General features: G+C 64.3%; 22 protein-coding genes. 16 read left to right on the top strand and 6 right to left on the bottom strand.

Annotated elements, in window-relative coordinates; genetic code table 11:
* Positions 1-13: 13 nt before the first annotated feature.
* The 3 genes from FHS31_RS05505 to FHS31_RS05495 all read right to left on the bottom strand — a co-directional run bounded on the left by FHS31_RS05505 (position 14) and on the right by FHS31_RS05495 (position 3,975).
* A complete protein-coding gene (locus tag FHS31_RS05505) occupies positions 14-2,305 on the bottom strand; it encodes an ATP-binding protein (protein WP_167072360.1) in 2,292 nt (763 codons plus the stop codon).
* Positions 2,306-2,689: 384 nt separating this feature from the next.
* Positions 2,690-3,637: an EAL domain-containing protein gene (locus tag FHS31_RS05500; protein WP_167072359.1), complete on the bottom strand. Its 948-nt coding sequence runs from the start codon at positions 3,635-3,637 to the stop codon at positions 2,690-2,692.
* Positions 3,638-3,777: 140 nt separating this feature from the next.
* Entirely contained in the window at positions 3,778-3,975 is a 198-nt protein-coding gene (locus tag FHS31_RS05495; protein ID WP_167072358.1) for a PspC domain-containing protein, read from the bottom strand.
* Positions 3,976-4,293: 318 nt separating this feature from the next.
* On the opposite strand from FHS31_RS05495, the gene FHS31_RS05490 reads away from it, so the two are divergent.
* The 13 genes from FHS31_RS05490 to FHS31_RS05430 all read left to right on the top strand — a co-directional run bounded on the left by FHS31_RS05490 (position 4,294) and on the right by FHS31_RS05430 (position 12,916).
* Positions 4,294-5,562 (top strand): glutamate-5-semialdehyde dehydrogenase, encoded by a 1,269-nt coding sequence (locus FHS31_RS05490; protein WP_167072357.1) that lies wholly within the window; start codon positions 4,294-4,296, stop codon positions 5,560-5,562.
* The gene (locus FHS31_RS05485) at positions 5,526-6,206 is read left to right on the top strand and encodes a nicotinate-nucleotide adenylyltransferase (protein ID WP_167072356.1); all 681 of its coding nucleotides are present in this window, start codon (positions 5,526-5,528) and stop codon (positions 6,204-6,206) included. Before FHS31_RS05490 ends, FHS31_RS05485 begins: the two co-directional genes overlap by 37 nt.
* The gene (gene rsfS / locus FHS31_RS05480; protein WP_167072355.1) at positions 6,206-6,622 is read left to right on the top strand and encodes a ribosome silencing factor; all 417 of its coding nucleotides are present in this window, start codon (positions 6,206-6,208) and stop codon (positions 6,620-6,622) included. The genes FHS31_RS05485 and rsfS overlap by 1 nt, the downstream gene beginning before the upstream one ends.
* Positions 6,623-6,725: 103 nt before the next feature.
* On the top strand, positions 6,726-7,148 hold the full coding sequence (locus FHS31_RS05475) for a 23S rRNA (pseudouridine(1915)-N(3))-methyltransferase RlmH (protein WP_167072354.1): 423 nt from the start codon (positions 6,726-6,728) through the stop codon (positions 7,146-7,148).
* 44 nt (positions 7,149-7,192) lie between these two features.
* Positions 7,193-7,894, top strand: a complete 702-nt coding sequence (locus FHS31_RS05470) for a murein hydrolase activator EnvC family protein (protein ID WP_167072353.1) — start codon at positions 7,193-7,195, stop codon at positions 7,892-7,894.
* A 35-nt stretch (positions 7,895-7,929) separates the two neighbouring features.
* A complete protein-coding gene (locus tag FHS31_RS05465) occupies positions 7,930-9,255 on the top strand; it encodes a S41 family peptidase (RefSeq protein ID WP_167072352.1) in 1,326 nt (441 codons plus the stop codon).
* A 154-nt stretch (positions 9,256-9,409) separates the two neighbouring features.
* Positions 9,410-9,877, top strand: coding sequence for a disulfide bond formation protein B (locus FHS31_RS05460; RefSeq protein WP_167072351.1), 468 nt, complete (start codon positions 9,410-9,412; stop codon positions 9,875-9,877).
* Positions 9,874-10,392 carry a demethoxyubiquinone hydroxylase family protein gene (locus tag FHS31_RS05455; protein ID WP_167072350.1) on the top strand — a complete coding sequence of 173 codons (519 nt, stop codon included), beginning with the start codon at positions 9,874-9,876 and terminating at the stop codon, positions 10,390-10,392. The genes FHS31_RS05460 and FHS31_RS05455 overlap by 4 nt, the downstream gene beginning before the upstream one ends.
* A gap of 35 nt (positions 10,393-10,427) precedes the next feature.
* On the top strand, positions 10,428-10,808 hold the full coding sequence (locus FHS31_RS05450) for a hypothetical protein (protein WP_167072349.1): 381 nt from the start codon (positions 10,428-10,430) through the stop codon (positions 10,806-10,808).
* A gap of 104 nt (positions 10,809-10,912) precedes the next feature.
* Positions 10,913-11,317 (top strand): hypothetical protein, encoded by a 405-nt coding sequence (locus tag FHS31_RS05445; protein WP_167072578.1) that lies wholly within the window; start codon positions 10,913-10,915, stop codon positions 11,315-11,317.
* 248 nt (positions 11,318-11,565) lie between these two features.
* Positions 11,566-11,925, top strand: coding sequence for a 50S ribosomal protein L21 (gene rplU / locus FHS31_RS05440; protein ID WP_167072348.1), 360 nt, complete (start codon positions 11,566-11,568; stop codon positions 11,923-11,925).
* A 14-nt stretch (positions 11,926-11,939) separates the two neighbouring features.
* Positions 11,940-12,206, top strand: coding sequence for a 50S ribosomal protein L27 (gene rpmA, locus FHS31_RS05435; protein ID WP_167072347.1), 267 nt, complete (start codon positions 11,940-11,942; stop codon positions 12,204-12,206).
* A gap of 176 nt (positions 12,207-12,382) precedes the next feature.
* Positions 12,383-12,916, top strand: a complete 534-nt coding sequence (locus tag FHS31_RS05430) for a GNAT family N-acetyltransferase (protein WP_167072346.1) — start codon at positions 12,383-12,385, stop codon at positions 12,914-12,916.
* A gap of 29 nt (positions 12,917-12,945) precedes the next feature.
* Here FHS31_RS05430 and FHS31_RS05425 read toward each other — a convergent pair whose 3' ends face one another.
* Positions 12,946-14,835: a glycosyltransferase gene (locus tag FHS31_RS05425; protein WP_167072345.1), complete on the bottom strand. Its 1,890-nt coding sequence runs from the start codon at positions 14,833-14,835 to the stop codon at positions 12,946-12,948.
* 117 nt (positions 14,836-14,952) lie between these two features.
* Entirely contained in the window at positions 14,953-15,330 is a 378-nt protein-coding gene (locus FHS31_RS05420) for a VanZ family protein (RefSeq protein WP_167072344.1), read from the bottom strand.
* A 249-nt stretch (positions 15,331-15,579) separates the two neighbouring features.
* On the opposite strand from FHS31_RS05420, the gene FHS31_RS05415 reads away from it, so the two are divergent.
* From FHS31_RS05415 to FHS31_RS05405, 3 genes are read left to right on the top strand one after another with little or no spacing between them, the layout of a single operon-like run.
* Complete coding sequence (locus tag FHS31_RS05415; RefSeq protein WP_167072343.1) at positions 15,580-16,149, top strand: SRPBCC family protein; 570 nt, start codon at positions 15,580-15,582, stop codon at positions 16,147-16,149.
* A gap of 23 nt (positions 16,150-16,172) precedes the next feature.
* On the top strand, positions 16,173-17,375 hold the full coding sequence (locus FHS31_RS05410) for a zinc-dependent alcohol dehydrogenase (RefSeq protein WP_167072342.1): 1,203 nt from the start codon (positions 16,173-16,175) through the stop codon (positions 17,373-17,375).
* An 11-nt stretch (positions 17,376-17,386) separates the two neighbouring features.
* Positions 17,387-18,193 (top strand): SDR family NAD(P)-dependent oxidoreductase, encoded by an 807-nt coding sequence (locus FHS31_RS05405; protein WP_167072341.1) that lies wholly within the window; start codon positions 17,387-17,389, stop codon positions 18,191-18,193.
* A gap of 34 nt (positions 18,194-18,227) precedes the next feature.
* Here FHS31_RS05405 and FHS31_RS05400 read toward each other — a convergent pair whose 3' ends face one another.
* Positions 18,228-19,841, bottom strand: coding sequence for an ATP-binding protein (locus FHS31_RS05400; RefSeq protein ID WP_167072340.1), 1,614 nt, complete (start codon positions 19,839-19,841; stop codon positions 18,228-18,230).
* Between the last annotated feature and the right edge of the window lie 22 nt (positions 19,842-19,863).

The raw sequence follows: 19,863 nt of genomic DNA, 5'->3' as shown, positions 1-19,863 counted from the left end.
TCCATCGCACGGATCACGCCGCCATCTCCTCGGATCGGTTAGCCGGGGCATAGAGCCCCTTGAGCTGCGCGACTAGCTCCGCAGGTGTTAACGGAGTCGCCAGGATATGCTCGATTCCGAGGCTTCGCGCCGCCGCGCGAATTTCCTCATCCGGTTGCGGCCACAGCAAGACGGTGCGGCCAGCGAACCGGGCGATATCGGCTGCGGCTTCTACACGGCGCTCTAGGACGCCCGAATCGATCAACAGCAGATCGATCGCGTCTCCCGAGAGCGTAGCACGGGCATCCTCCAGCGAGGTTACGCCGGTAAAAGACCGCACTTGGGGGGTGAGCACCGCCCGCAAAATGCTTTGCGTCAAGAGATTGGCCTCGACGAGGAGCACTCTCGCCTCGGCGAGCGTGGCGGCGGCGCCGGCACTGGCGGGATGGTCCGCCGCTTCGCCCGCAACCGGTTCCAGCGGCAGGTCGATCGTGAACGTCGCGCCGGCGCCGACGACGCTGCTCACGCCGACGCTGCCGCCCATCGCCTGCGCGAGGCTGCGGCAGATTGCGAGACCGAGCCCTGTGCCACTGTGGCGGCGCGTGCGGCCGCTATCGACTTGCCGAAAGCTCTCGAAAATCTCCTCCAGGCGATCGGCGGGGATGCCGATGCCGGTATCGATCACTTCGATTCGTAGCCGTTGCTGTTCGGTGGCGCGCGCGACGACGCGAATCACGCCGCGATCGGTGAACTTGATGGCATTGGAGATGAGGTTGAAGACGATCTGGCGCAGCCGCACCTCGTCTTGACAGATACGGTCGGGCAGACCCTCCATCTCCAGTGCAATGCCCAAACCCTGCGCCTGCGCCTGGCTCTCCCACACCTGGACCGTTTCGCGCAGCAGGGCCGGCAGATTCATCGGAGCCCGTGTTATCGTGAGTTCGCCCGTCGTCATCTTGGCGAGATCGAGCAGATCGTCGACAAGCGCGCGCATGGTCTCGCCCGCGCCGTGCATCAGCTCGATCTTGGTGCGCACGCCGCCATCGAGGCCGCGATCGGCGAGCAAGACCTGGGTCATGCCCAGGATGCCGTTCAGCGGCGTGCGGATCTCGTGGCTGGTGGTTGCCAGGAATTCGGTGCGCGCCGCCAAAGCGCGTTCCAGATCAGCGTTGGAGACGCTGAGATCGTCGGCGATCGCCGCGATGCGGTTGCGGCTGCGCCGTAGCGCGACCTGAATCACCAGCAAGAGCAGGATCACCGCGCCCGTCGCCACCAACAGGCCCAGCAGCATCTGCTGTCGGTTCCGCGCGATCACGGCATCCCGCTGCGCCTCCCCGCGATGCAGTTCCGCGATCTTGAGGTTCTGATTGGCATAATCGAACTGCGCCGCCATCAGCGCAGCGCTGGTGGACGCGGCGACATTGCGCGCCTGGTCGTCGAGCGTTTTAAACTGCTCGAGGTGTTGAAGAGCGCGGCCTTCGTCCCCGCGCGCTTTGTAAATTTCGTAGGCCGTCTCGTGCTCATCGCGGAGAAGAGTCGAGGAGCTTGTCTTAATCGAGAGCGCTTTTTCGATGAACCGCGTGGCCTCATCGACAAGATGCTGTTGAAGCGCGGCGCTGGCAGCGACACGATACAGCTCTGGCTTCCATTCCTCGCTACCGCCGGGCGGCGCCATAGCGAGGCCGCGAGCAATCGTTTCTTTAGCCGCACCGATCTCTCCCGCTCTAAGTTGAGCGTCGGCGAGCATCCCCATGGTACGCGCTTCAAGCAATGGCGACTTCAACTTTCGCGCAAGCTGAATGGTTTGCATGAAAGCCCGCTCGGCAGCCTTCGCGTTTCCTTGAGCGCGCAAGCTCTGACCCCGGTTACCCAACGTCGCAATCTGGATAGAGGGGTCGTCGGGGTCCGCTTCAAGGGAAAGGTCGAAATAGTGGTTAGCGCGCTCATAATCGCGAGCGTAGAAAAAGTTCACGCCGAGGTTCTGAAGCGCAATGGCTCGGCCACGCGCATCGCCAATGACACTGTAAAGCCTATAGGCGGCCTGCACCTCCTTAAGCGCCGAACCGACGTTACCGAGTAGCTGCAGCGCACCGGCGCGCGCCATGTGTAAATCCGCTGAAACTTTTGATTTGGGATCGGGGATTATTCGCAAACCTGCGTCGAGCGCACGAAGGGCATCAGCTGGCTTGTTTAAGCCGAGCAGGGCAGCACCCTGAATCCAATCAGCTTTGGCCTCAAGATTAGCCTTCTCAAAGGAAGGCCCGAGACGAGCAATATTTTGATTGACCAAAACAGCATCCGCGAGCGCGGCTGCAGGATTGGCCATAAATAAAGCTTTCGCTTTATCCAACTCGGCAGAAGCGCGAGATAGATCTGATTGTGGCGCTGCAACGGCAGGCGCGAAGCCCAACATTGGTAGGCACAAACAAGCTAAAGCTAAACTCTGACCTGCCCAGCACTTTTTAAGGCTACGACGGATCAATTTCAAAGGGTTGAAAGTAAAGGGCAAAATCCTTCGCGTGACGCGAAAACTTGGCCTTGATCTAAGCTGTCGCATCGGATGACCAAACAGCTCTTCTGCAAGATTAGAAGGGGAGGATCATCGGGAGCTCCAAAAATCGAAGGCGAACGCCGCCGTCGACTCAGGAGCTACCTGAACCGGGAATGATGGTAAAGAAAAAAGTTTAAGAAGACGTTAATTCTGTTTTTGTTAACCTTTGTCTCCTGAAACCCGGCGTGCCGAGGGCGCGCCATCAGGCGCCGTGGGCCAGGGAAATTCGATATTTTCCGGCGTTGCGCCCCGCTCGATGCGGGCATCGAGAAAGGCGCGCAACTCGCCCAGCCGGAGCGGTTTGGCGATCAGAAAGCCTTGCATATGATCGCAGCCCATCACGCGGAGCAGCGCCATCGCCGCGGGCGAATCAACGCCCTCGGCGGTCACTTCCATCCCCAGCGCATGGGCCAGATCGATCGTCGACCGCACCAGCAGCGGATCCCGATGGCTCGTCGAAAGACCATGGATGAACATGCGATCGATCTTCAGCTCCTGCGCAGGGAGCTGCTTGAGATAGGCGAGGCTGGAAAGCCCCGCGCCATAATCGTCAATCGCGATGCGCAAGCCCGCCTCGGCGAACGCCCGCAAGTTGGCCAGCGCGCCTTCGGGATCGGCGATCATCGCGGTTTCGGTGATCTCGAGCCCGAACGGTCCTTCCGCACCACGCACGGCATCGAGCAGCCAGCGCCCGAATTCGCGATCGGCCAGCAGGCATGCCGAAATATTGACGCTGCACGCCAGCTTATGGCCGCACAGTGCCAGGCTGCGTTGCTCGATCAGCGCCTGGCGGACGACCCATTCGGTGATTCGCCGAATCTCGCCGCGCTCTTCGGCAAGGCCGATGAAATCGTTCGGCCCGATCAACCCGCGCTCAGGATGCTGCCAGCGAACCAGCGTCTCCATGCCGACCACCTCGCCGGTGCGCGCATGGGTTTTCGGCTGATGGACGAGAAACAATTGTCCGCGCGCCACCGCAACATCGAGATCGCTGGCAAGGGCGTCTTCGGGCTCCAATGCGGGACGGGCGGCGTTGTCCGACGCCGTCTGGCGACTAGCCTTTCCGCCGATGACAAGGCCCGCCGCCAAACCAATGGCCAGCGTCATCGCAAAACATGTCAGGGCGAGCAGGAGGGGCACGGGGCGAAGTTGTCCACAGGGTGTGAATAAATTCTTAAAACCCGTTCAGACTTTTAAACAAGGAAATAGTTAACGGCCATGGGTTGAGAGATTGAGCGAAGCGCCTCTCAGCGCTTCGCCAATTTGAACGCGACCGCGGCAACACAATAGGCAACCAGCGTCAGCTTGAGCGACACCGCCATGATCGAAACGAGGAAGCCGAGGCGGATCCAAAGCGGATTGACGCCGATCGTCTCGCCGATTTCCGCGCAGACCCCGAACAGGTTTTCGCGGGGAGTCGCGGGGGTGGAGGTCATGTTGTCCATGGGGGCGGCTCCGTTCAGATCAGGGTGGGGGCGGTGAACAGGATGCAGGCGGCGCTCACGGCGAAAGCGAGCAGGCCGGCGCTGATCTGGGTTCCGAGCGAAGAGGTCATTTCAAGTCTCCATTTTTGCGTCCGCGGAGCCATTTCCGCGGGATGCCAACCTCATTGCATCGACCGTGCCAAATGCTCTCAAGAGCGGATTTTGGCGCTTTAAACGGCAGACTGCGGTGCGGAGCGCCAAGACTTGGCAGGATACGCCAAGCTCCGGCGCGGCGTTTGGGGATGCGGGAAGGAGGATCGGATGCTAGAGAGCAAAGCCATGAACGATGCAGTTGCCATCCCGCCGCAGGAACTGATCCGCGCCATGGCCCAGCGCGCCCGCGCCGCCGCCCGCATTCTTGCCAGAACCCCAACCGCGACCAAGGCTGCGGCGCTCCGCGCGGCCGCGCAGGCGATCCGTGCGAGCGAGACCCAGCTGCTGGCCGCCAACGCGCGCGATATGGAGGCGGCTGCCGCACGCGGGCTTTCGGGAGCGATGCTCGATCGGCTCAAGCTCGATGGAAAGCGCATCGCGGGAATTGCCGATGGCCTCGATGCGGTCGCCGGGCTTGCCGATCCGGTGGGCGCGGTGATCGATGAGAGCGAGCGGCCCAACGGGCTCAAGCTCTCGCGCGTGCGAGTGCCGCTCGGCGTGATCGGCATCATCTATGAAAGCCGCCCCAACGTCACCGCCGATGCCGGCGCGCTGGCGATGATGGCGGGCAATGCCGTGATCCTGCGTGGCGGCAGCGAGGCGCGCGAGAGCAACCGGGCGATCCACGATTGCTTGTCCGAAGGGCTCGCCGCCGCAGGCCTGCCCGAGGATGCGATCCAGCTCGTCCCCACCGCCGATCGTGCGGCGGTCGGCGCGATGCTCGGCGCAGCGGGGCTGATCGACATCATCTTGCCCCGTGGCGGCAAGGCGTTGGTCGCGCGTGTGCAGGAAGAGGCGCGCGTCCCCGTGCTCGCCCACCTCGACGGCAACAATCACCTGTATATCGATCGCGCCGCCGATCCGGCGAAGGCGGTGCCTCTCGCGGTCAACGCCAAATTGCGCCGCACCGGCATCTGCGGCGCGACCGAGACGCTGCTGATCGATCGCGCTTATCCCAATCCTAGGCCGATCCTCGCCGCACTGATTGAGGCGGGCTGCGAAGTGCGCGGCACCGAGGAGATTCGTGCGATCGAGCCGCGCGCCACGGCGGTCAGCCCCGAAGATTGGGACACCGAATATCTCGACGCGATCGTCGCGGTCCGCCTCGTCGATGGCGTCGCCGATGCGACAGCGCACATCGCCCAGCACGGCTCGAGCCACACCGATGCGATCGTCACCGAGGATGCCGCCACGGCTGAACTCTTCCTGGCCGAGGTCGATTCGGCGATCGTGATGTGGAACGCCTCCACCCAGTTCGCGGACGGCGGCGAGTTCGGGTTGGGCGCGGAGATCGGAATCTCCACCGGCCGCCTCCACGCGCGCGGCCCCGTCGCGCTGGAAGGGCTGACGACCTATAAATGGCTGGTGCGCGGCACGGGTCAGCTCCGGCCTTGAAGGCCAGGAAACCAACCGGACTTCTCGGCGGATCGTTCAACCCGGCGCATGCCGGCCATCGCCGCATCAGCCTTGCCGCGATCGACGCGCTGGGGCTGGAGGAATTGTGGTGGCTAGTCTCGCCCGGCAATCCGCTCAAACCGGAGGCAGGGATGGCGCCGCTGCCCGCGCGCCTTGCCTCCGCGCAGGGCATGGCACGCCGCAGCCGCATCGTCGCGACCGCGATCGAGGCGCGGCTCGGGACGCGCTACACCGCAGATAGCCTGCGCAAACTTGCGCGGCGCTACCCCGACCGGCGCTTCATCTGGATCATGGGCGCGGATAATCTTGTCCAGTTCGATCAATGGCGCGATTGGCGGCTGATCGCGCGGACGATGCCGATTGCGGTCATCGCGCGTCCGGGGTATGATGGCGGTGCCCACCGCGCGCGAGCGATGGGTTGGCTCAGGCGGTACGTCCGGCCGCAGAGCCAGAGCAGATGCTGGACGAAGTGGAGAACGCCGGCGCTTGTGCTGTTGCACTTCCGCCCTGATCCGACTTCCGCGACGCGACTTCGCGCCGCGCTTCCCGATTGGGATCGCCTGCTCTCCACCAAGGCGCCGCGTGATCGCATCACGCGCTTGCCGCTCCCCCATGGAGGATAATGCCTGCCACTGCCGCGACTGAACCCGCGCCCGCCCATGACAATGGGCTTCAATCCGCCGAAGCTTTGCATCAGCTGATCCTGACATCGCTGGACGACGATCAGGCGGTGGAAACCGTCTCGATCCCGCTCGCCGGAAAATCTTCGATCGCCGATTATATGGTGATCGCCTCCGGTCGTTCGAGCCGTCAGGTCGGTTCGATGGCGATGAAGATCGTCGAGAAAGCCAAGGCGCTGACCGGCCATAGCCCGCGCGTCGAGGGCATGCCGACCGCCGACTGGGTGTTGATCGATGCCGGCGACGTGATCGTCCACCTGTTCCGCCCCGAAGTGCGCAGCTTCTACAATCTCGAGCGGATGTGGGCGTTCGGTGATGGGCCGGCCGCAGCGCCGCCGCGCGCTGCCGGTTTCGCTTAAGTTTTCTAGAATCGTTTCCCCAAACCCGTTTGTGTCGAGCGAAGTCGAGACACGGTGCGCAACGTCCCTCGACTTCGCTCGGGACAAACGGGGTCAGGACTAGATGCTTCTCCACATCATCGCCCGCGGAAAGATCGGGCGCAGTTCCGAGGCGGAGCTGGTCGATCGCTATCTGGCACGGATCGCCTGGCTGACGCGGATCACCGAACTGCCCGATCAGGGAGGCAAGCTTCCAGCATCGCTGTCTCCGGCGGTCACTATCGTCCTCGATGAGAAAGGTCCGCCGTTGCCCTCGATGCGTTTTGCCGAGAAGCTCGGGCGGTGGCGCGATGATGGGATGCGCGAGGCGCGCTTCCTGATCGGCGCGGCGGACGGCTTCGAAGAGACCGATCGCCAGGCGGCGGACCTGATCCTCGGCTTCGGCGCGATGACCTGGCCGCACCTACTGGCCCGCGCGATGCTCGCCGAGCAATTGTTCCGCGCGACCAGCATCCTCGCCGGCCATCCTTACCATCGTGAGGGATGAGGCGGTGACAATGGGCAAAGCCCCTCCCCTTCAGGGGAGGGGCTATGATCGCGCTCGCTGTCCTCGCCGCGACGACCATACCCGAGACCGGCGATCATGCCCGCATGGCGCGGCTCCTCGCCGCCGAGGTCCGTATTGCGCGCCGCCCGACGCTCGCCATTCTGCTCGCGCCCGGAAGCTGGGGTGAGGCTGCGCATCAGCAGATCCTGATCGATGCCGCGCGCACGAGCCTGCGCCGTCGCGCCGCCGCGCTCGCACAGCAGATGACCGCCAGCGCAAAGGCCGCTCAGATCGACGATCTCGCCGGTGCCGGCACCACCGGCGGCCCGCTTGTCACCACGGCCAACCCCTCTGCGCCCTATCGCCTGCCTGCGCCTGGGCGCATCCTGGTCGGCTTCGGCACGATCGACCAGCGCGGCATGCGCTCGCGCGGGATCCTGCTCCGGCCCGCCGATGGCGCCGCGCTCATCACGCCGGGCGCGGGGCGCGTGGCCTATGCCGGGCCCTATCGCGGCTATGGCGATGTGCTCATCCTCGAACACGGCCATGGCTGGACCAGCCTTGTCGCTGGCGGCCGGCTCGCGGATTTCGAAACGGGTGGCTGGATCGCACGCGGCCGGGCGATCGGCACGGCAAACGGGCCTCTGCTCGTCGAGCTTCGCCACGATGGCCAACCCGTTGACGTTCTTGCCGCCGCGCAAAAGACTGGTGGCTCAGCCATTTCGCAGCAAGCTTCGCCGCGCTAAGGTGTCCTCTTTCCTGTCCGAAAGCCCGCTCCTCCATGCGTAAAAGCTTCTTCCTGCAAGGTGTCGGTCTGGTCGCCGCGATGAGCCTGATCCCGGCGATCAGCGCGGGTTTTGCGGCCAGCGACGTCGATACCTACAAGGAGCTCGACCAGTTCATGTCGATCTACGAGCGGGTGAAGGCCGATTATGTCGACAAGGTCGACGACAAGACACTCATCCGCGGCGCGATCGACGGCATGCTGGCCGCGCTCGATCCGCATTCCTCCTATCTCGATGCGCGCGATTATGTGAATCTGAAGACGCAGACCGAGGGCAATTACGGCGGTTTAGGCCTCACCGTTCAGGCCGAGGACGGCGTGATCAAGGTCGTCACCGCCAGCGAGGATACGCCCGCTTACCGGGCGGGTATCAAGTCCGGCGATTACATCACCAATATCGACGGCAAATTGATCTACGGCAGCTCGCTGGATGAGGCCGTGGACAAGATGCGCGGCGCGCCGGGCACGCAGGTACGCATCACCATCGTCCGCCCGGGCCGCGACAAGCCGTTCGACGTGACGCTGACCCGCGAGATCATCGAACTCAAGGCGGTGAAGTGGCAGGTGAAAGGCCGCGTCGGCGTGATCGATATCAACAGCTTCTCCAAGGCGACCGGCCCCGGCGTCCATGCCGCGATCGCCGGCATCGAGAAGACGCTGGGCGGGCGGCCGCTCGGATATGTCATCGATCTGCGCTCCAATCCCGGCGGGCTGCTCGATCAGGCTGTCGAGGTATCGGACACCTTCCTCGATCATGGCGAGATCGTTTCGCAGCGTGGGCGCGAGAAGAACGACATCGAACGCTTCTTCGCGCATCCGGGCGATGAGGCGCATGGCCTGCCGGTCATCGTGCTGGTCGATGCGGGCACGGCGTCGGCGGCGGAGATCGTCGCGGGCGCGCTGCAGGATCAGCATCGCGCGCTGATCATGGGCGAGCGCAGCTTCGGCAAGGGATCGGTGCAGACCGTGATGCCGCTGACCGACGAGACTGCGCTGCGGCTGACGATCGCGCGTTATTATACGCCATCGGGCCGATCGGTGCAGGAGAATGGCATCGCGCCCGATGTCATCGTGCCGCAGCTCAACGATCCCGATTACAAGGCTCGGCCGCGGCTGCGCGAAGCGGACCTGCGCCACCATCTGCTCAATTCGGTGAAGGGCGACGACAAGATCCTTGAGGACGACACCAATCCCGATCCCCGCTTCGCCGCGACCCCCGATTCATTGAAGAAGGTGGGCGTCACCGACTTCCAGCTCGATTATGCGGTAAAGACGATCGCGCGGCTAGGTCCGGCGGCGCCGGTGAAGGTGGCGGCGAAGTGAAGAGGTGGCGCTTCTCCCCTACCGCATGGGGTTCCCACGAAAGTACTACTTTCGTGGGGCCCGTCGGGAGGGGCCGGGGGTGGGCAGGCCGGGTGCGCCGAGCTCACTACGTTCGCCCCACCCCTAACCCCTCCCGCAAGCGGGAGGGGAATTAGTGAAGCTCGCCCGTCTCCTCGCCCTGCTAATCCCCGCCACGCTCCTTGCCGGAGCATGGGCGTTCCAGCTCATCGGCCATCTCGTGCCTTGCGAGATGTGTCACTGGCAGCGGTGGCCGCTTTACGCAGCGCTCGTTCCCGCGATTCTCGCCTTTGCACCGGGGCTGCGCCCGCCCGTCATCCGCCTGCTCATTGCACTAGCCGCTCTGGGTATCATCGCGAGCGGGGTGATCGGCTTCTACCATATGGGTGTCGAATATAAGTGGTGGCTGGGGCCGACGCACTGCACTTCGCAAGGCCTGCCGCATGGTGGCGACATCCTGAAAGCGCTGCTCGCCCAGCCGCTGGTGCTTTGCGACAAGCCGCAATGGACTTTGTTCGGCATCTCGCTCGCAGGCTTCAATGCTTTGATCTCGATCCCCGGCGGGCTGCTCACCCTGTTCCTCGCAGCGAAAGGCCGGTCATGATCAGTCCCAAGGAGCGTGCGGCGATGCTGCGGGTCGATCAGGCAGGCGAGCGTGGCGCGATGCGTATCTATGCGGGGCAGCTCGCCGTGATGGGAGGCCGCCACCCCGCCGCGCGGACGATCGCCGGCATGGCCGCACAGGAAGAGCGCCATCTCAAACGCTTCAACGCGATGCTGGCCGAGCGTAAGGTGCGGCCGACCGCGCTCGCCCCGATCTGGGATGCCGCGGGCTTCGCGCTCGGTGTCGCCACCGCCCTGATCGGCCCTGAGGCGGCAATGGCCTGTACCGCCGCGATCGAGACCGAGATCGATCGCCATTATGGCGAGCAACTCGTTCAGCTTGGGCCCAGCGATCCCGAGCTATCGGAGGCGATCGCCGATTTTCAGGCCGACGAAGTGGAGCATCGCGAAAACGCGATCGCGCATGGCGCGGAGCAGGCGCCGGCTTATGCGCTGCTGTCGGCGGCGATCCGGTTCGGCTGCCGCTTCGCGATCGGTGTTTCGCAACGGATATGAACGGGCCGCGTTGGGCGCCAGAAGGAGCATATGGCATGATAAGGCATTTCATTCTGGCCGCGGGTGCCATCGTTGGTCTCGGCGCCGCGCTCATGCCCGCGCCCGTGCTCGCCCAGGCGAACGATAAGGTGTTGATGATCTTCGGCCAGGATAAGTGCCCGGCCGGCACCACCTGCGTCCGCGCGCCGGAAACCGAGCGTTTCCGCATTCCCAAGGATCTGCGCCAATCGACCGAGAAGCCTCAGAACCAATGGGCGGATCGCGCCAAGAGCCTTGATAGCGTCGGCGCTTCGGGCACGGGCAGCTGCTCGGCGACCGGGGCGGGCGGCTGGACGGGCTGCTTCGGCCAGCAGATGCGCACCTACAAGCAGGACCGCGCCGCCGACGCCAAGGCCGCATCGAACCAGCCCCAATAGTGTTTCCTTTCTCCGTTCGCCCTGAGCCTGTCGAAGGGCCGCACTTTTCTCCGAGCGCTCGCCAGAACGACGGTGCTTCGACACGCTCAGCACGAACGGTGTTGATGGTATTCGCTGCATTGGTTGTGGCTGGTCCGGCTATAGCGCAAACGCAGCTAGGCTATGAGCCCTATCACCCCCATCCCGTGCCCGAGACGCCCTCCGACCGACCCGCCGATCCGCCCGAGCGTTTCGAGACCCTGCTCGTCTTCGGCAACGATCCCTGCCCGCGCAGCAAGGCCGACGAAATCGTCGTTTGCGCGCGTCACCCGGAAAGCGAGCGCTACCGCATCCCCAAGAGCCTGCGCGCCAAACCCTATAATGCCGCGCGCGACGGCAGCTGGGCGGGCACGGCGCGGGTGCTGGAGATGGTCAGCAAGCAGGGCATCCCCAATAGCTGTTCGCCGCAAGGGACATATGGGCAGAGCGGCTGCTTCCAGAAGTTCCTGGAAGAGAATCGGCGGCCCTAAACCTAATCCTCCCCCGCTAGGGGGAGGTGTCAGCGGAGCTGACGGAGGGGGAGGTTGCGACGCCGTCTAATAGGCCTCCGCCCTCCCCCTCCGACGCCTTCGGCGCCACCTCCCCCTGGCGGGGGAGGATCGAAGAAGGCGAATCCCTTGACAGCCGCGCCCACCTCTACTAGCTGCGCCGCTTCTCGCGTGAGGTGGGTCTTCGGGCCGTCCCCGTGCGTTTCAATAACCAAGAAGTGAAGAGACCCATGTTCGCTATCGTGCGCACGGGCGGCAAGCAATATCGCGTCGCCGCCGGAGACAAGATCGTCGTCGAGAAGCTGGAGGGCGAGGCTGGGGCCTCGATCTCGCTCAGCGACGTATTGCTGGCGGGCGAGGGCTCGGAGCTCAAGTCGGTCGAGGGCCTGACGGTTTCGGCCGAGATCGTGGCGCAGGGCCGCGGCGAGAAGATCATCGTCTTCAAGAAGCGCCGCCGTCATAATTATCGCCGCCGCAACGGCCATCGCCAGTATCACACCATCCTGAAAATCACCGCGATCGGCGATCAGAAGGCAGCGCCCAAGAAGGCGAAGGCGGAAGCCGCCGCGCCCCAGGCCGCTGAAGCGTAAGGAGCTAAAGACTCATGGCACATAAGAAGGCAGGCGGCTCATCTCGCAACGGCCGCGACTCGGCAGGCCGTCGTCTCGGCGTCAAGAAGTTCGGTGGTCAGGAAGTGATCGGCGGCAACATCATCGTGCGTCAGCGCGGCACCAAGGTCTATCCGGGCGTCGGCGTCGGCATCGGCAAGGATCACACGCTGTTCGCGCTGACCGAAGGCCGCGTGGCGTTCCATGACGGCAAGCTCGGTCGCAAATATGTGAGCGTGATTACCGCGCAAGCCGCCGAATAACATCGGACGATCGATAAAGGGTCGTCCTGCGAGGGCGACCCTACGGATCCGGTAAAACGGATCATCAGGGAGACGGGTCGCCACCCGCCTCCCTTTTTCATGTCTCCCTGGAAACAGCTCTGTCGTGGCGGCGTAACGTGGCGCTGCCATTGGCGAGGGCGGAGAAGGAGACACGCATGTTCGCCGTCACCGAACGCCTGCTGCTGCGGCCCGGCTGGACCGAGGATGCGCCCGCGCTATCCCGCGCGATCGGCGATGCCGCGGTGGTACGCAATCTCAGCCGTGCGCCCTGGCCCTATGCACTGGGCGACGCCGAGAATTTCCTCAGCCAGCCGCAGGATCCGCGCTATCCCCGCTTCCTCGTCACCCGGCGCGACGACGGCGCGCTTATCGGCGGCATCGCGCTGATGCCGGTTGAGGGCGAAGGCGCCGAGCTCGGCTATTGGCTCGCGCGCGATCAGTGGGGCAGGGGTTATGCGACCGAGGCCGGACGCGCGGTGGTCGCGATCGCCGACGAAAGCCTGCGCCTGCCCGAACTCAAGGCAAGCCACGCGCTCGACAATCCGGCCAGCGGCGGCGTGCTGGCGAAACTCGGGTTCGAACCGAACGGCACGGCCAAGCTGTACAGCCGGGCGCGCGGGCGGGACATGGACATCCGGACCTTCGTGCGGACGCGGCCGATGGGCGAGCCGCAGGCGCTGGCAGCGTAAGGATCCTCCCCGTATCGGGGAGGATGAATTCACGCCTCCGCGCTGACCTCGCCGCCCGTCAGCAAGGGCGCCTGCGCTTCCACGAGCCGCCGCTCACTGAGCCACGCCATCGCGGGCGCGGCAAGAAAGGCCAAAGCGTAGGTGCTTGCGCCGATCGCCAGCATCGCGGCCATATCGCCGCCGATGCGATCGATCAGCGCCAGGGGCACTAGCGCCATCAGCAGCAGTACGAGACCAATAATCGTCTCCGGCAGGGTTACGCGAAATGCGGCGAGGCCGCTCGCCTGACCCGCGAACTTGGGCGTGCGCCGCCACGCCAGCGGTCTGGACGAAAGCCCGGCCAGCCCCGCCACCATCTGCACATAGGTCAGCGACAGCCGCGCCAACTCGCCGCGCGCCATCGCCTGCCAATCGTCGCAGCCTGAAAGCTTGTAGCGCTGCCAGCGCCGCACGCCCCAGGCGACCCCACCCATTGCCAGCACCACCCAGGCGATATCCGGCAGATCGATGATCGGCATGTGGCCGCGTGCAATCGCGAAGACGAGGCCGGCGGAAACCGCGATCCCCAGCCCCAGATTGGCGACCTGCATCATCGGCGCGACGCCGCGCATCACCTCCAGGAGCTTGTTCCAGGCGTCCATGCTGCGGCTGCCGCCGAACGCCTGGGGCAGATAGAGCCGCCAATAGCGCCGCAGCTGCTGCACCGGACCCGCCGTCCAGCGGAAACGCTGTTTCTTGTAATCGTCGAAGCTCTCCGGGATCAGCCCGCGGCCGAAGGTCTCGCGCAGGTAGAAGCCCTGATAGCCGATCTCGCGCAGGCGGACCGAGACCTCGGAATCCTCGGTCAGGCACCATTCCGCCCAGCCGCCCGCCGCCTTGAGTGCCGCGGTCCGGATCAGACACATCGTGCCGATCGTGAACGCCGCGCCATATTCGCTGATGCCCGGCATCTCGATCTTGTTGTTGGGCATATATTCCCAATAACAGGCGTTCAGATAGGCGCTCTCGGCATGCTCGCGATAGTCGTGCGGCGTCTGGACGTAGCCGACCGTCGGATCGTCGAAGAAGCCGACGAGGCGGTTGAGAAAGTCGGGCTGTGCCTCATAATCGGCGTCGATCACCGCGATCAGCGCGGCGTCCTTGGCCATATGCGGCATCACCCAGTTGAGCGCACCCGCTTTGGCGCCCTCGATCGGGGCGACATGGAAGAACCGGAAACGATCGTCGCCGACGCGCGCGTTGAGCGCCGCGCAATGCCGCTCGACCGGACGCCACAGCGCCTCGTCGCGCGTGTTGTTGTCGACGACCAATACCTCATAATTGGGGTAATCCAGCCGCGCGAGGCAGTTGAGCACCTGATTGAGCATCTCGGGCGGCTCGGCATAAGCGGGCACCTGGATCGAGACCTTGGGCCAGGCGGCGCCGGGCGCATGCAGCGGCGCGATCGGGCGGCGCCAACTGCCGTGGGTCAAGATCGCCTGCCGCGCGAGTTTCTCGAGGAATGCGATGCTGACGCCCAGTGCCGAGAACAGGCTGGCGCCCATCACCAACAGCAGCACGGTGTCCGATGCTCCGGCTTCAGCGGCGAGCGCATAAGTCCACAGCGATCCGATCACCCAGGTCAGCGGGGTCAGCGCCATCTCAAGCGTGCCGGTGAAGGTCAGCCGCGGGAAAGCGAGCTTGAGCGCGAGGATGATCGGCATCGACACGATCATCGCCAGCGCCGCGCCCGATGCGCCGCCGGTGATCATCACCGAAAAGGTCCAGCAGGCCACGGCCGTGGCGGCAAGGCCAGCGCCCCATCCCCAATCGAGATCATCGGCTTTGAACGGCTGGCGGACCGCGCGCAGATTGAGGATCGCGGTACCAAGGCCCAGTGCCCCGACATAGACCAGGCTGGCATCGTACAACTCGCGCATCAGCACCTCAAAGCATCGTCGCGTGCGACGAATCATTTCGCAAGGGATAGCGACGCCGCGGCCCATCTGGCTTCATGCGCCGGACCAAGGCCCAGGGTAATGCGGAAAAAATTGCGCCTACTTCCCCGTCATCGCACCTTTTCGCACGATGCTGATGAATGCCAGCACAACGGCGATCGCCACCGTATCCGCCACCCAATCGAAAATATCGCAATCCCGGTGAACGATCGGCATCGCCTGCGCGACCTCGATCATCGCACCGAGGAAAGAAAGATGCTCGCCGAGGCGGAGCAGCGGAAGACGCGGATAGCCCAAACCGGCCAGCAAAGTGAGTGTGGCGAAGCCCAGCATATGCTCCACCTTGTCCGAGCCCGGCGGCCCTTCGATCTGCGGCGGATGCGGATCGAGCGCCATGAACAGCAGGACAGCGAGCGCGATCCAGAACAGGATGCGGATCGCGAGCAGCAGGCGGGGCCGATCAGCAAGGAAATGCATGCTGGCCCAAGAGCGGCTCCGCAACCTTCGCGCAAGGTGAAAAACGCCGAAAATCGAAGCTAATTTGTGCGCTACCCGTCGCCGCTGGCAACGGTGTCCAAGCGCCCTGCCGTCATCCCGTCTGATGTGGTGATCCGACGACGTTCATTAAGCCACCGAAACATTCTGTGTTTTTACAAGAGCTTATCGGGAACTGCGGCAAGGCTCACGCGCTACTACCCACACAGCTTTCCAACCGGAGCAATCCAAATGACCAACGCCGCAAATGCGGATGCGCCGGCAACTGCCGCGCGCGATAAAGACGCGCGCGCCGCCGAGGCGGAGCGTGACGAAAGCCAAGTTTCGGCGGCGGTGGTGACGATCGCCAGGCCGACGCGCGAACTCTACGATTTCTGGCGCGATTTTTCGAACCTCGCGCCGATCATGGAAAATATCGAGAGCATCACCGTCGAAAGCGACACGCGATCCATCTGGACGATCAAAGCGCCGGCCGGCCGCACGGTCAGCTGGGAAGCGGTGGTCACGGAGGATCAGCCGGGTGCGCTGATCGCTTGGGAATCGGTGGAAGGCGCCGATGTCCGTAGCTCCGGCCGGATCGAGTTTCGCGATACCGGCGCGCGCGGCAGCATCGTGCGGGCGGTGATCGCTTATGATCCGCCGGCCGGGCTGATCGGTGAGCTGATCGCCAAGATCTTCCAGCGCGAGCCCGCGATCCAGGCACGCCGCGAACTGCGCCGCTTCAAGCAATTTATGGAGACCGGCGAGGTCGCCACCTCATCGCGCACCCGCGCCCACCACGCCGAGCACAAGGCCGGCTGACCCCCCAATTAAAGGAGACAGCGATGCGCGCGCTCACCTGGCACGGCAAGCATGACGTCCGCGTCGATACGGTCGACGATCCCGAGATCATCAATCCGCGCGATGCGATCATCAAGATCACGTCCACCGCAATCTGCGGCTCGGACCTCCACCTCTATGACGGCTTCATCCCGACGATGAAGGCCGGCGATGTGCTGGGCCACGAATTCATGGGCGAGGTCGTCGAGACCGGTCCGAAATCGACGCTCAAGAAAGGCCAGCGCGTGGTGGTGCCGTTCACCATCGCCTGCGGCAGCTGCTACCATTGCGGCAAGCATCAATATTCCGCCTGCGACAACGGTCTACCTGCCGACAATCAGGATATCGCGCAGGAGCTGTACGGTCACCCGATGTCCGGCCTGTTCGGCTACAGCCACATGACCGGCGGCTATTCGGGCGGACAGGCCGAATATGTCCGCGTGCCCTTCTCCGACATCGGCCCGATCGTCATTCCCGACGGGATCGACGACGATAAGGTGCTGTTCCTCTCGGACATCCTGCCGACCGGCTGGCAGGCGGCCGAATATGCGCAGATCGAGCCCGGCGACACTGTCGCCGTATGGGGCTGCGGCCCGGTGGGCCTGTTCGCGGTGCAATCGGCGTTTCTGATGGGCGCCGAGCGCGTGATCGCGATCGACCATTTCCCGAGACGTTTGGAGCTGGCCGCAAAGTTCGGGGCGGAGACGATCAACTATAAGGATCATGCGGTTTACGATGCGCTGATCGAGATGACCGGCGGGATCGGCCCCGATGCGGTGATCGACGCCGTCGGCCTCGAATCGCACGGGCTGTTCGTCGATAACGTGCTCGATCAGATCAAGGCATCGACCTTCCTTGGAACCGATCGCCCGCATGCCAACCGGCAGGCGATCATCGCCTGCCGCAAAGGCGGCCGCGTTTCGATGCCTGCGGTCTATGGCGGCTTCGTCGACAAATGGCCGCTCGGCGCCTTCATGGAAAAGGGCCTGACGCTCAAGACCGGCCAGACCCACGTCCAGCATTATACCGAGGCGCTGCTGGCCGCGATCCTTGATGGCAAGATCGATACGACCTTCCTGATCTCGCACCACCTGCCGCTCGAGAATGCGCCGGACGGCTACAAACTGTTTCACGATCATCAGGACGTCGCGACCAAGATCGTCCTCAAACCCGGCCTTGCAAAAACCAAGGTCGAGATGCCTGCTTAAGGAGTCACGAAATGGGTAACGGAAAGTTTGCGATCGTCACCGGCGCATCGACCGGCATCGGCTTCGAACTTGCGCATATTGCCGCCAAGGAAGGCTATGATCTGATCGTCGTCGCAGACGAGCCTTTGATCAATAACGCTGCCGAGGATCTGAAAGCGCACGGCACCAACGTCATCTCGATAGAGGCCGATCTGGCGACGATCGAAGGCAATGACAAATTGCTGGAAGCTGCGCAGGGCCGCCCGATCGATATCCTGCTAGCCAATGCCGGGCGCGGGCTCGGCAAGGCGTTCATCGATCAGGATGTCGCCGATTGGCGCCGGGTGATCGATACCAATGTGCTCGGCACGACCTATCTGCTCCAGAAGGTCGCGCAGCAGATGGTGGCGCGCAACGCGGGTAAGATCCTTATCACCGGATCGATCGCCGGCCTGATGCCGGGTAGCTATCAGGCGGTTTACAATGCGACCAAGGCCTATCTCGACAGCTTCTCCTACGCGCTCCGCGAAGAGCTTCGCGATACCGACATCACAGTGACGGTACTGATGCCCGGCCCGACCGAGACCGAATTTTTCAAGCGCGCCGACATGATGGATACCAAGGTCGGCGTTTCGGAAAAGGAAGACCCCGCCGCCACGGCACGGCACGGCTGGGATGCGCTGCAGAGCGGGGCTGCGCATGTCGTCTCGGGGTTCAAGAACAAGCTGCAGGCGGCGATCAGCCACGTCACGCCCGATAGCGTGCTGGCCAAGATGCACACCGGCATGGCCGAGCCCGGCTCCGCCGCCAAGGTGCCCGAAAGCAAGCGCGTCGATTGACGGCGCTCCGGCCCCGGTTTCGCGCCGGGGCCGCTTATCGGCCCTGCGCGCGCCAGCGGACGATGGTGCGCTCCAAACGCGCGGCATCATGTCCCGATTTGCGCCATTCGTCCACGAAAGAGGGATCGCGCGAGGCGGGCAGCTTGCTCGGCTCCAGCGCATCGAAGGCGATCCGGGACGGCACCGAAATGCCTTCGCCGACCACAATCGCTTCCCGATTGCGCAGCGCAGGCACGGCATCGATCAGCCCGCGTCCGCCCTCGGGCACGGCGGCGCGAACGAAGGCCTGATCGCGTTCGTTGTTGAGCCGCATCGAAAGAATCGTGCCGCATTGCGACAGCACGCCCTCGGCGAGATCGGAGGGCCGTTGCGAGATCAAGCCAAGGCCGACGCCATATTTGCGGCCTTCCTTGGCGATCCGTTCGAGCACGCGGCGCGCGGGCGTCTGATGATCCTGCGGGATGTAACGATGCGCTTCCTCACAGACCAGAAGTATGGGTCGCACATCCTCACCGCGCGACCAAAGCGCATGATCGAACACCAGCCGCGCAAGCAGCGCGACCAGCACCGGCGTCACCTCGGACGGCGCGGCGGAGAGATCGACGATCGCGATCGGCTTGCCCTCCTCGCCCAGCCGCAGCATCCGCGTCAGGAATGGCGCCATCGTATCCGCCACCGACATGCCCGAGAGCATGAAGGCATAGCGCGGATCGGCCTTGATCTCCTCGTAGCGCGCCTTGAGCCGCTGGTACGGCGCGATGCCGGCGCCCGCTTTATCGAGCTTGCCCATCTCCTGGATCAGCCAGTTGGTGACGTCCGAAAGCAGATAGGGGATCGGGCTGTCCGGCGTCAGCCGCGTGATGCCCTCCGCCAGCCGGTTCTTCGACCGCGCGTGCAACAGGCATTTGGCGAGGATATCGATATCATTCTGCCGATCGGATCCGCGCGCCGTGACGAACACCTCGGCATGTTCTTCCAGGTTCATCAGCCAATAGGGAATGGCGAGGTTGGTGACATCGAACACCGCGCCGCTATCCTGGAACGACGCGCCATATTCGCCGTGCGGATCGATCATCAGCACATGGCCATGCGGTGCCGCCTCGCAGATGCGATGCAACACCAAAGCGGTGGCCGAGCTCTTGCCGGTGCCCGTCGAACCGAGAATCGCAAAGTGGCGGCTGAGCAGCGCATCGATATAGAGCGCCGCGGGGATCGTCTGATTGCCGTGGATCGCGCCGATCCGAATGTGCGGCCGCTCGCCGGTCGCGAAGATCGCCGCACTGTCTTCCGGGTTGGTGGCGTGGAGCGCGCAGCCCGGCAGCGGCAGATGCGTGACGCCGCGGCGAAACCCGCGCAACGGCCCACCATCGTTGAGCGCCTCGCCGACGAAATCGATTCCGGCGAGGATCAGATCGCCATCAGCCTCTACCTGGCGGAGGCTGCGCACCTGCGCGATCACCCATTGATTGCCGACCGCCAGCTTGAGGTGACTGCCGATCGATCCCGGCGAAAAACCGCCGCCCGCGTACAGCGCCAGCATCCGCGCATCGAGGCTGCACTGCGCCCCCGCGCCCGAGATCTCCAACAGCCGCCCGATCGCGGCCTCGGCGGCGGCCTCACCAGCCACTAGCGTTTCCTGATACCCCATGCACGGCGGCCTAGCGGAAAAA

The organism is Sphingomonas vulcanisoli, assembly GCF_011761305.1.
In the GTDB taxonomy this organism is placed as follows: Bacteria; Pseudomonadota; Alphaproteobacteria; order Sphingomonadales; family Sphingomonadaceae; genus Sphingomonas_I; species Sphingomonas_I vulcanisoli.
The sequence above is the reverse complement of the archived record's forward strand: the minus strand, read 5'-3'. Positions and strand labels throughout refer to the sequence as shown.

Excerpts from the sequence above, each read along its gene's own strand:
- rpmA (WP_167072347.1), top strand. The coding sequence starts at position 11,940 with ATGGCACATAAGAAGGCAGGCGGCTCATCTCGCAACGGCCGCGACTCG.
- FHS31_RS05465 (WP_167072352.1), top strand. The coding sequence starts at position 7,930 with ATGCGTAAAAGCTTCTTCCTGCAAGGTGTCGGTCTGGTCGCCGCGATG.
- FHS31_RS05500 (WP_167072359.1), bottom strand. The coding sequence starts at position 3,637 with ATGACGCTGGCCATTGGTTTGGCGGCGGGCCTTGTCATCGGCGGAAAG.
- FHS31_RS05485 (WP_167072356.1), top strand. The coding sequence starts at position 5,526 with ATGGCTGGTGCGCGGCACGGGTCAGCTCCGGCCTTGAAGGCCAGGAAA.
- FHS31_RS05430 (WP_167072346.1), top strand. The coding sequence starts at position 12,383 with ATGTTCGCCGTCACCGAACGCCTGCTGCTGCGGCCCGGCTGGACCGAG.
- FHS31_RS05495 (WP_167072358.1), bottom strand. The coding sequence starts at position 3,975 with ATGGACAACATGACCTCCACCCCCGCGACTCCCCGCGAAAACCTGTTC.
- FHS31_RS05470 (WP_167072353.1), top strand. The coding sequence starts at position 7,193 with ATGATCGCGCTCGCTGTCCTCGCCGCGACGACCATACCCGAGACCGGC.
- FHS31_RS05455 (WP_167072350.1), top strand. The coding sequence starts at position 9,874 with ATGATCAGTCCCAAGGAGCGTGCGGCGATGCTGCGGGTCGATCAGGCA.
- rplU (WP_167072348.1), top strand. The coding sequence starts at position 11,566 with ATGTTCGCTATCGTGCGCACGGGCGGCAAGCAATATCGCGTCGCCGCC.
- FHS31_RS05420 (WP_167072344.1), bottom strand. The coding sequence starts at position 15,330 with ATGCATTTCCTTGCTGATCGGCCCCGCCTGCTGCTCGCGATCCGCATC.
- FHS31_RS05445 (WP_167072578.1), top strand. The coding sequence starts at position 10,913 with ATGGTATTCGCTGCATTGGTTGTGGCTGGTCCGGCTATAGCGCAAACG.
- FHS31_RS05505 (WP_167072360.1), bottom strand. The coding sequence starts at position 2,305 with ATGGCCAATCCTGCAGCCGCGCTCGCGGATGCTGTTTTGGTCAATCAA.
- FHS31_RS05490 (WP_167072357.1), top strand. The coding sequence starts at position 4,294 with ATGAACGATGCAGTTGCCATCCCGCCGCAGGAACTGATCCGCGCCATG.
- FHS31_RS05475 (WP_167072354.1), top strand. The coding sequence starts at position 6,726 with ATGCTTCTCCACATCATCGCCCGCGGAAAGATCGGGCGCAGTTCCGAG.
- FHS31_RS05400 (WP_167072340.1), bottom strand. The coding sequence starts at position 19,841 with ATGGGGTATCAGGAAACGCTAGTGGCTGGTGAGGCCGCCGCCGAGGCC.
- FHS31_RS05425 (WP_167072345.1), bottom strand. The coding sequence starts at position 14,835 with ATGCGCGAGTTGTACGATGCCAGCCTGGTCTATGTCGGGGCACTGGGC.
- FHS31_RS05450 (WP_167072349.1), top strand. The coding sequence starts at position 10,428 with ATGATAAGGCATTTCATTCTGGCCGCGGGTGCCATCGTTGGTCTCGGC.
- FHS31_RS05415 (WP_167072343.1), top strand. The coding sequence starts at position 15,580 with ATGACCAACGCCGCAAATGCGGATGCGCCGGCAACTGCCGCGCGCGAT.
- FHS31_RS05410 (WP_167072342.1), top strand. The coding sequence starts at position 16,173 with ATGCGCGCGCTCACCTGGCACGGCAAGCATGACGTCCGCGTCGATACG.
- FHS31_RS05405 (WP_167072341.1), top strand. The coding sequence starts at position 17,387 with ATGGGTAACGGAAAGTTTGCGATCGTCACCGGCGCATCGACCGGCATC.
- rsfS (WP_167072355.1), top strand. The coding sequence starts at position 6,206 with ATGCCTGCCACTGCCGCGACTGAACCCGCGCCCGCCCATGACAATGGG.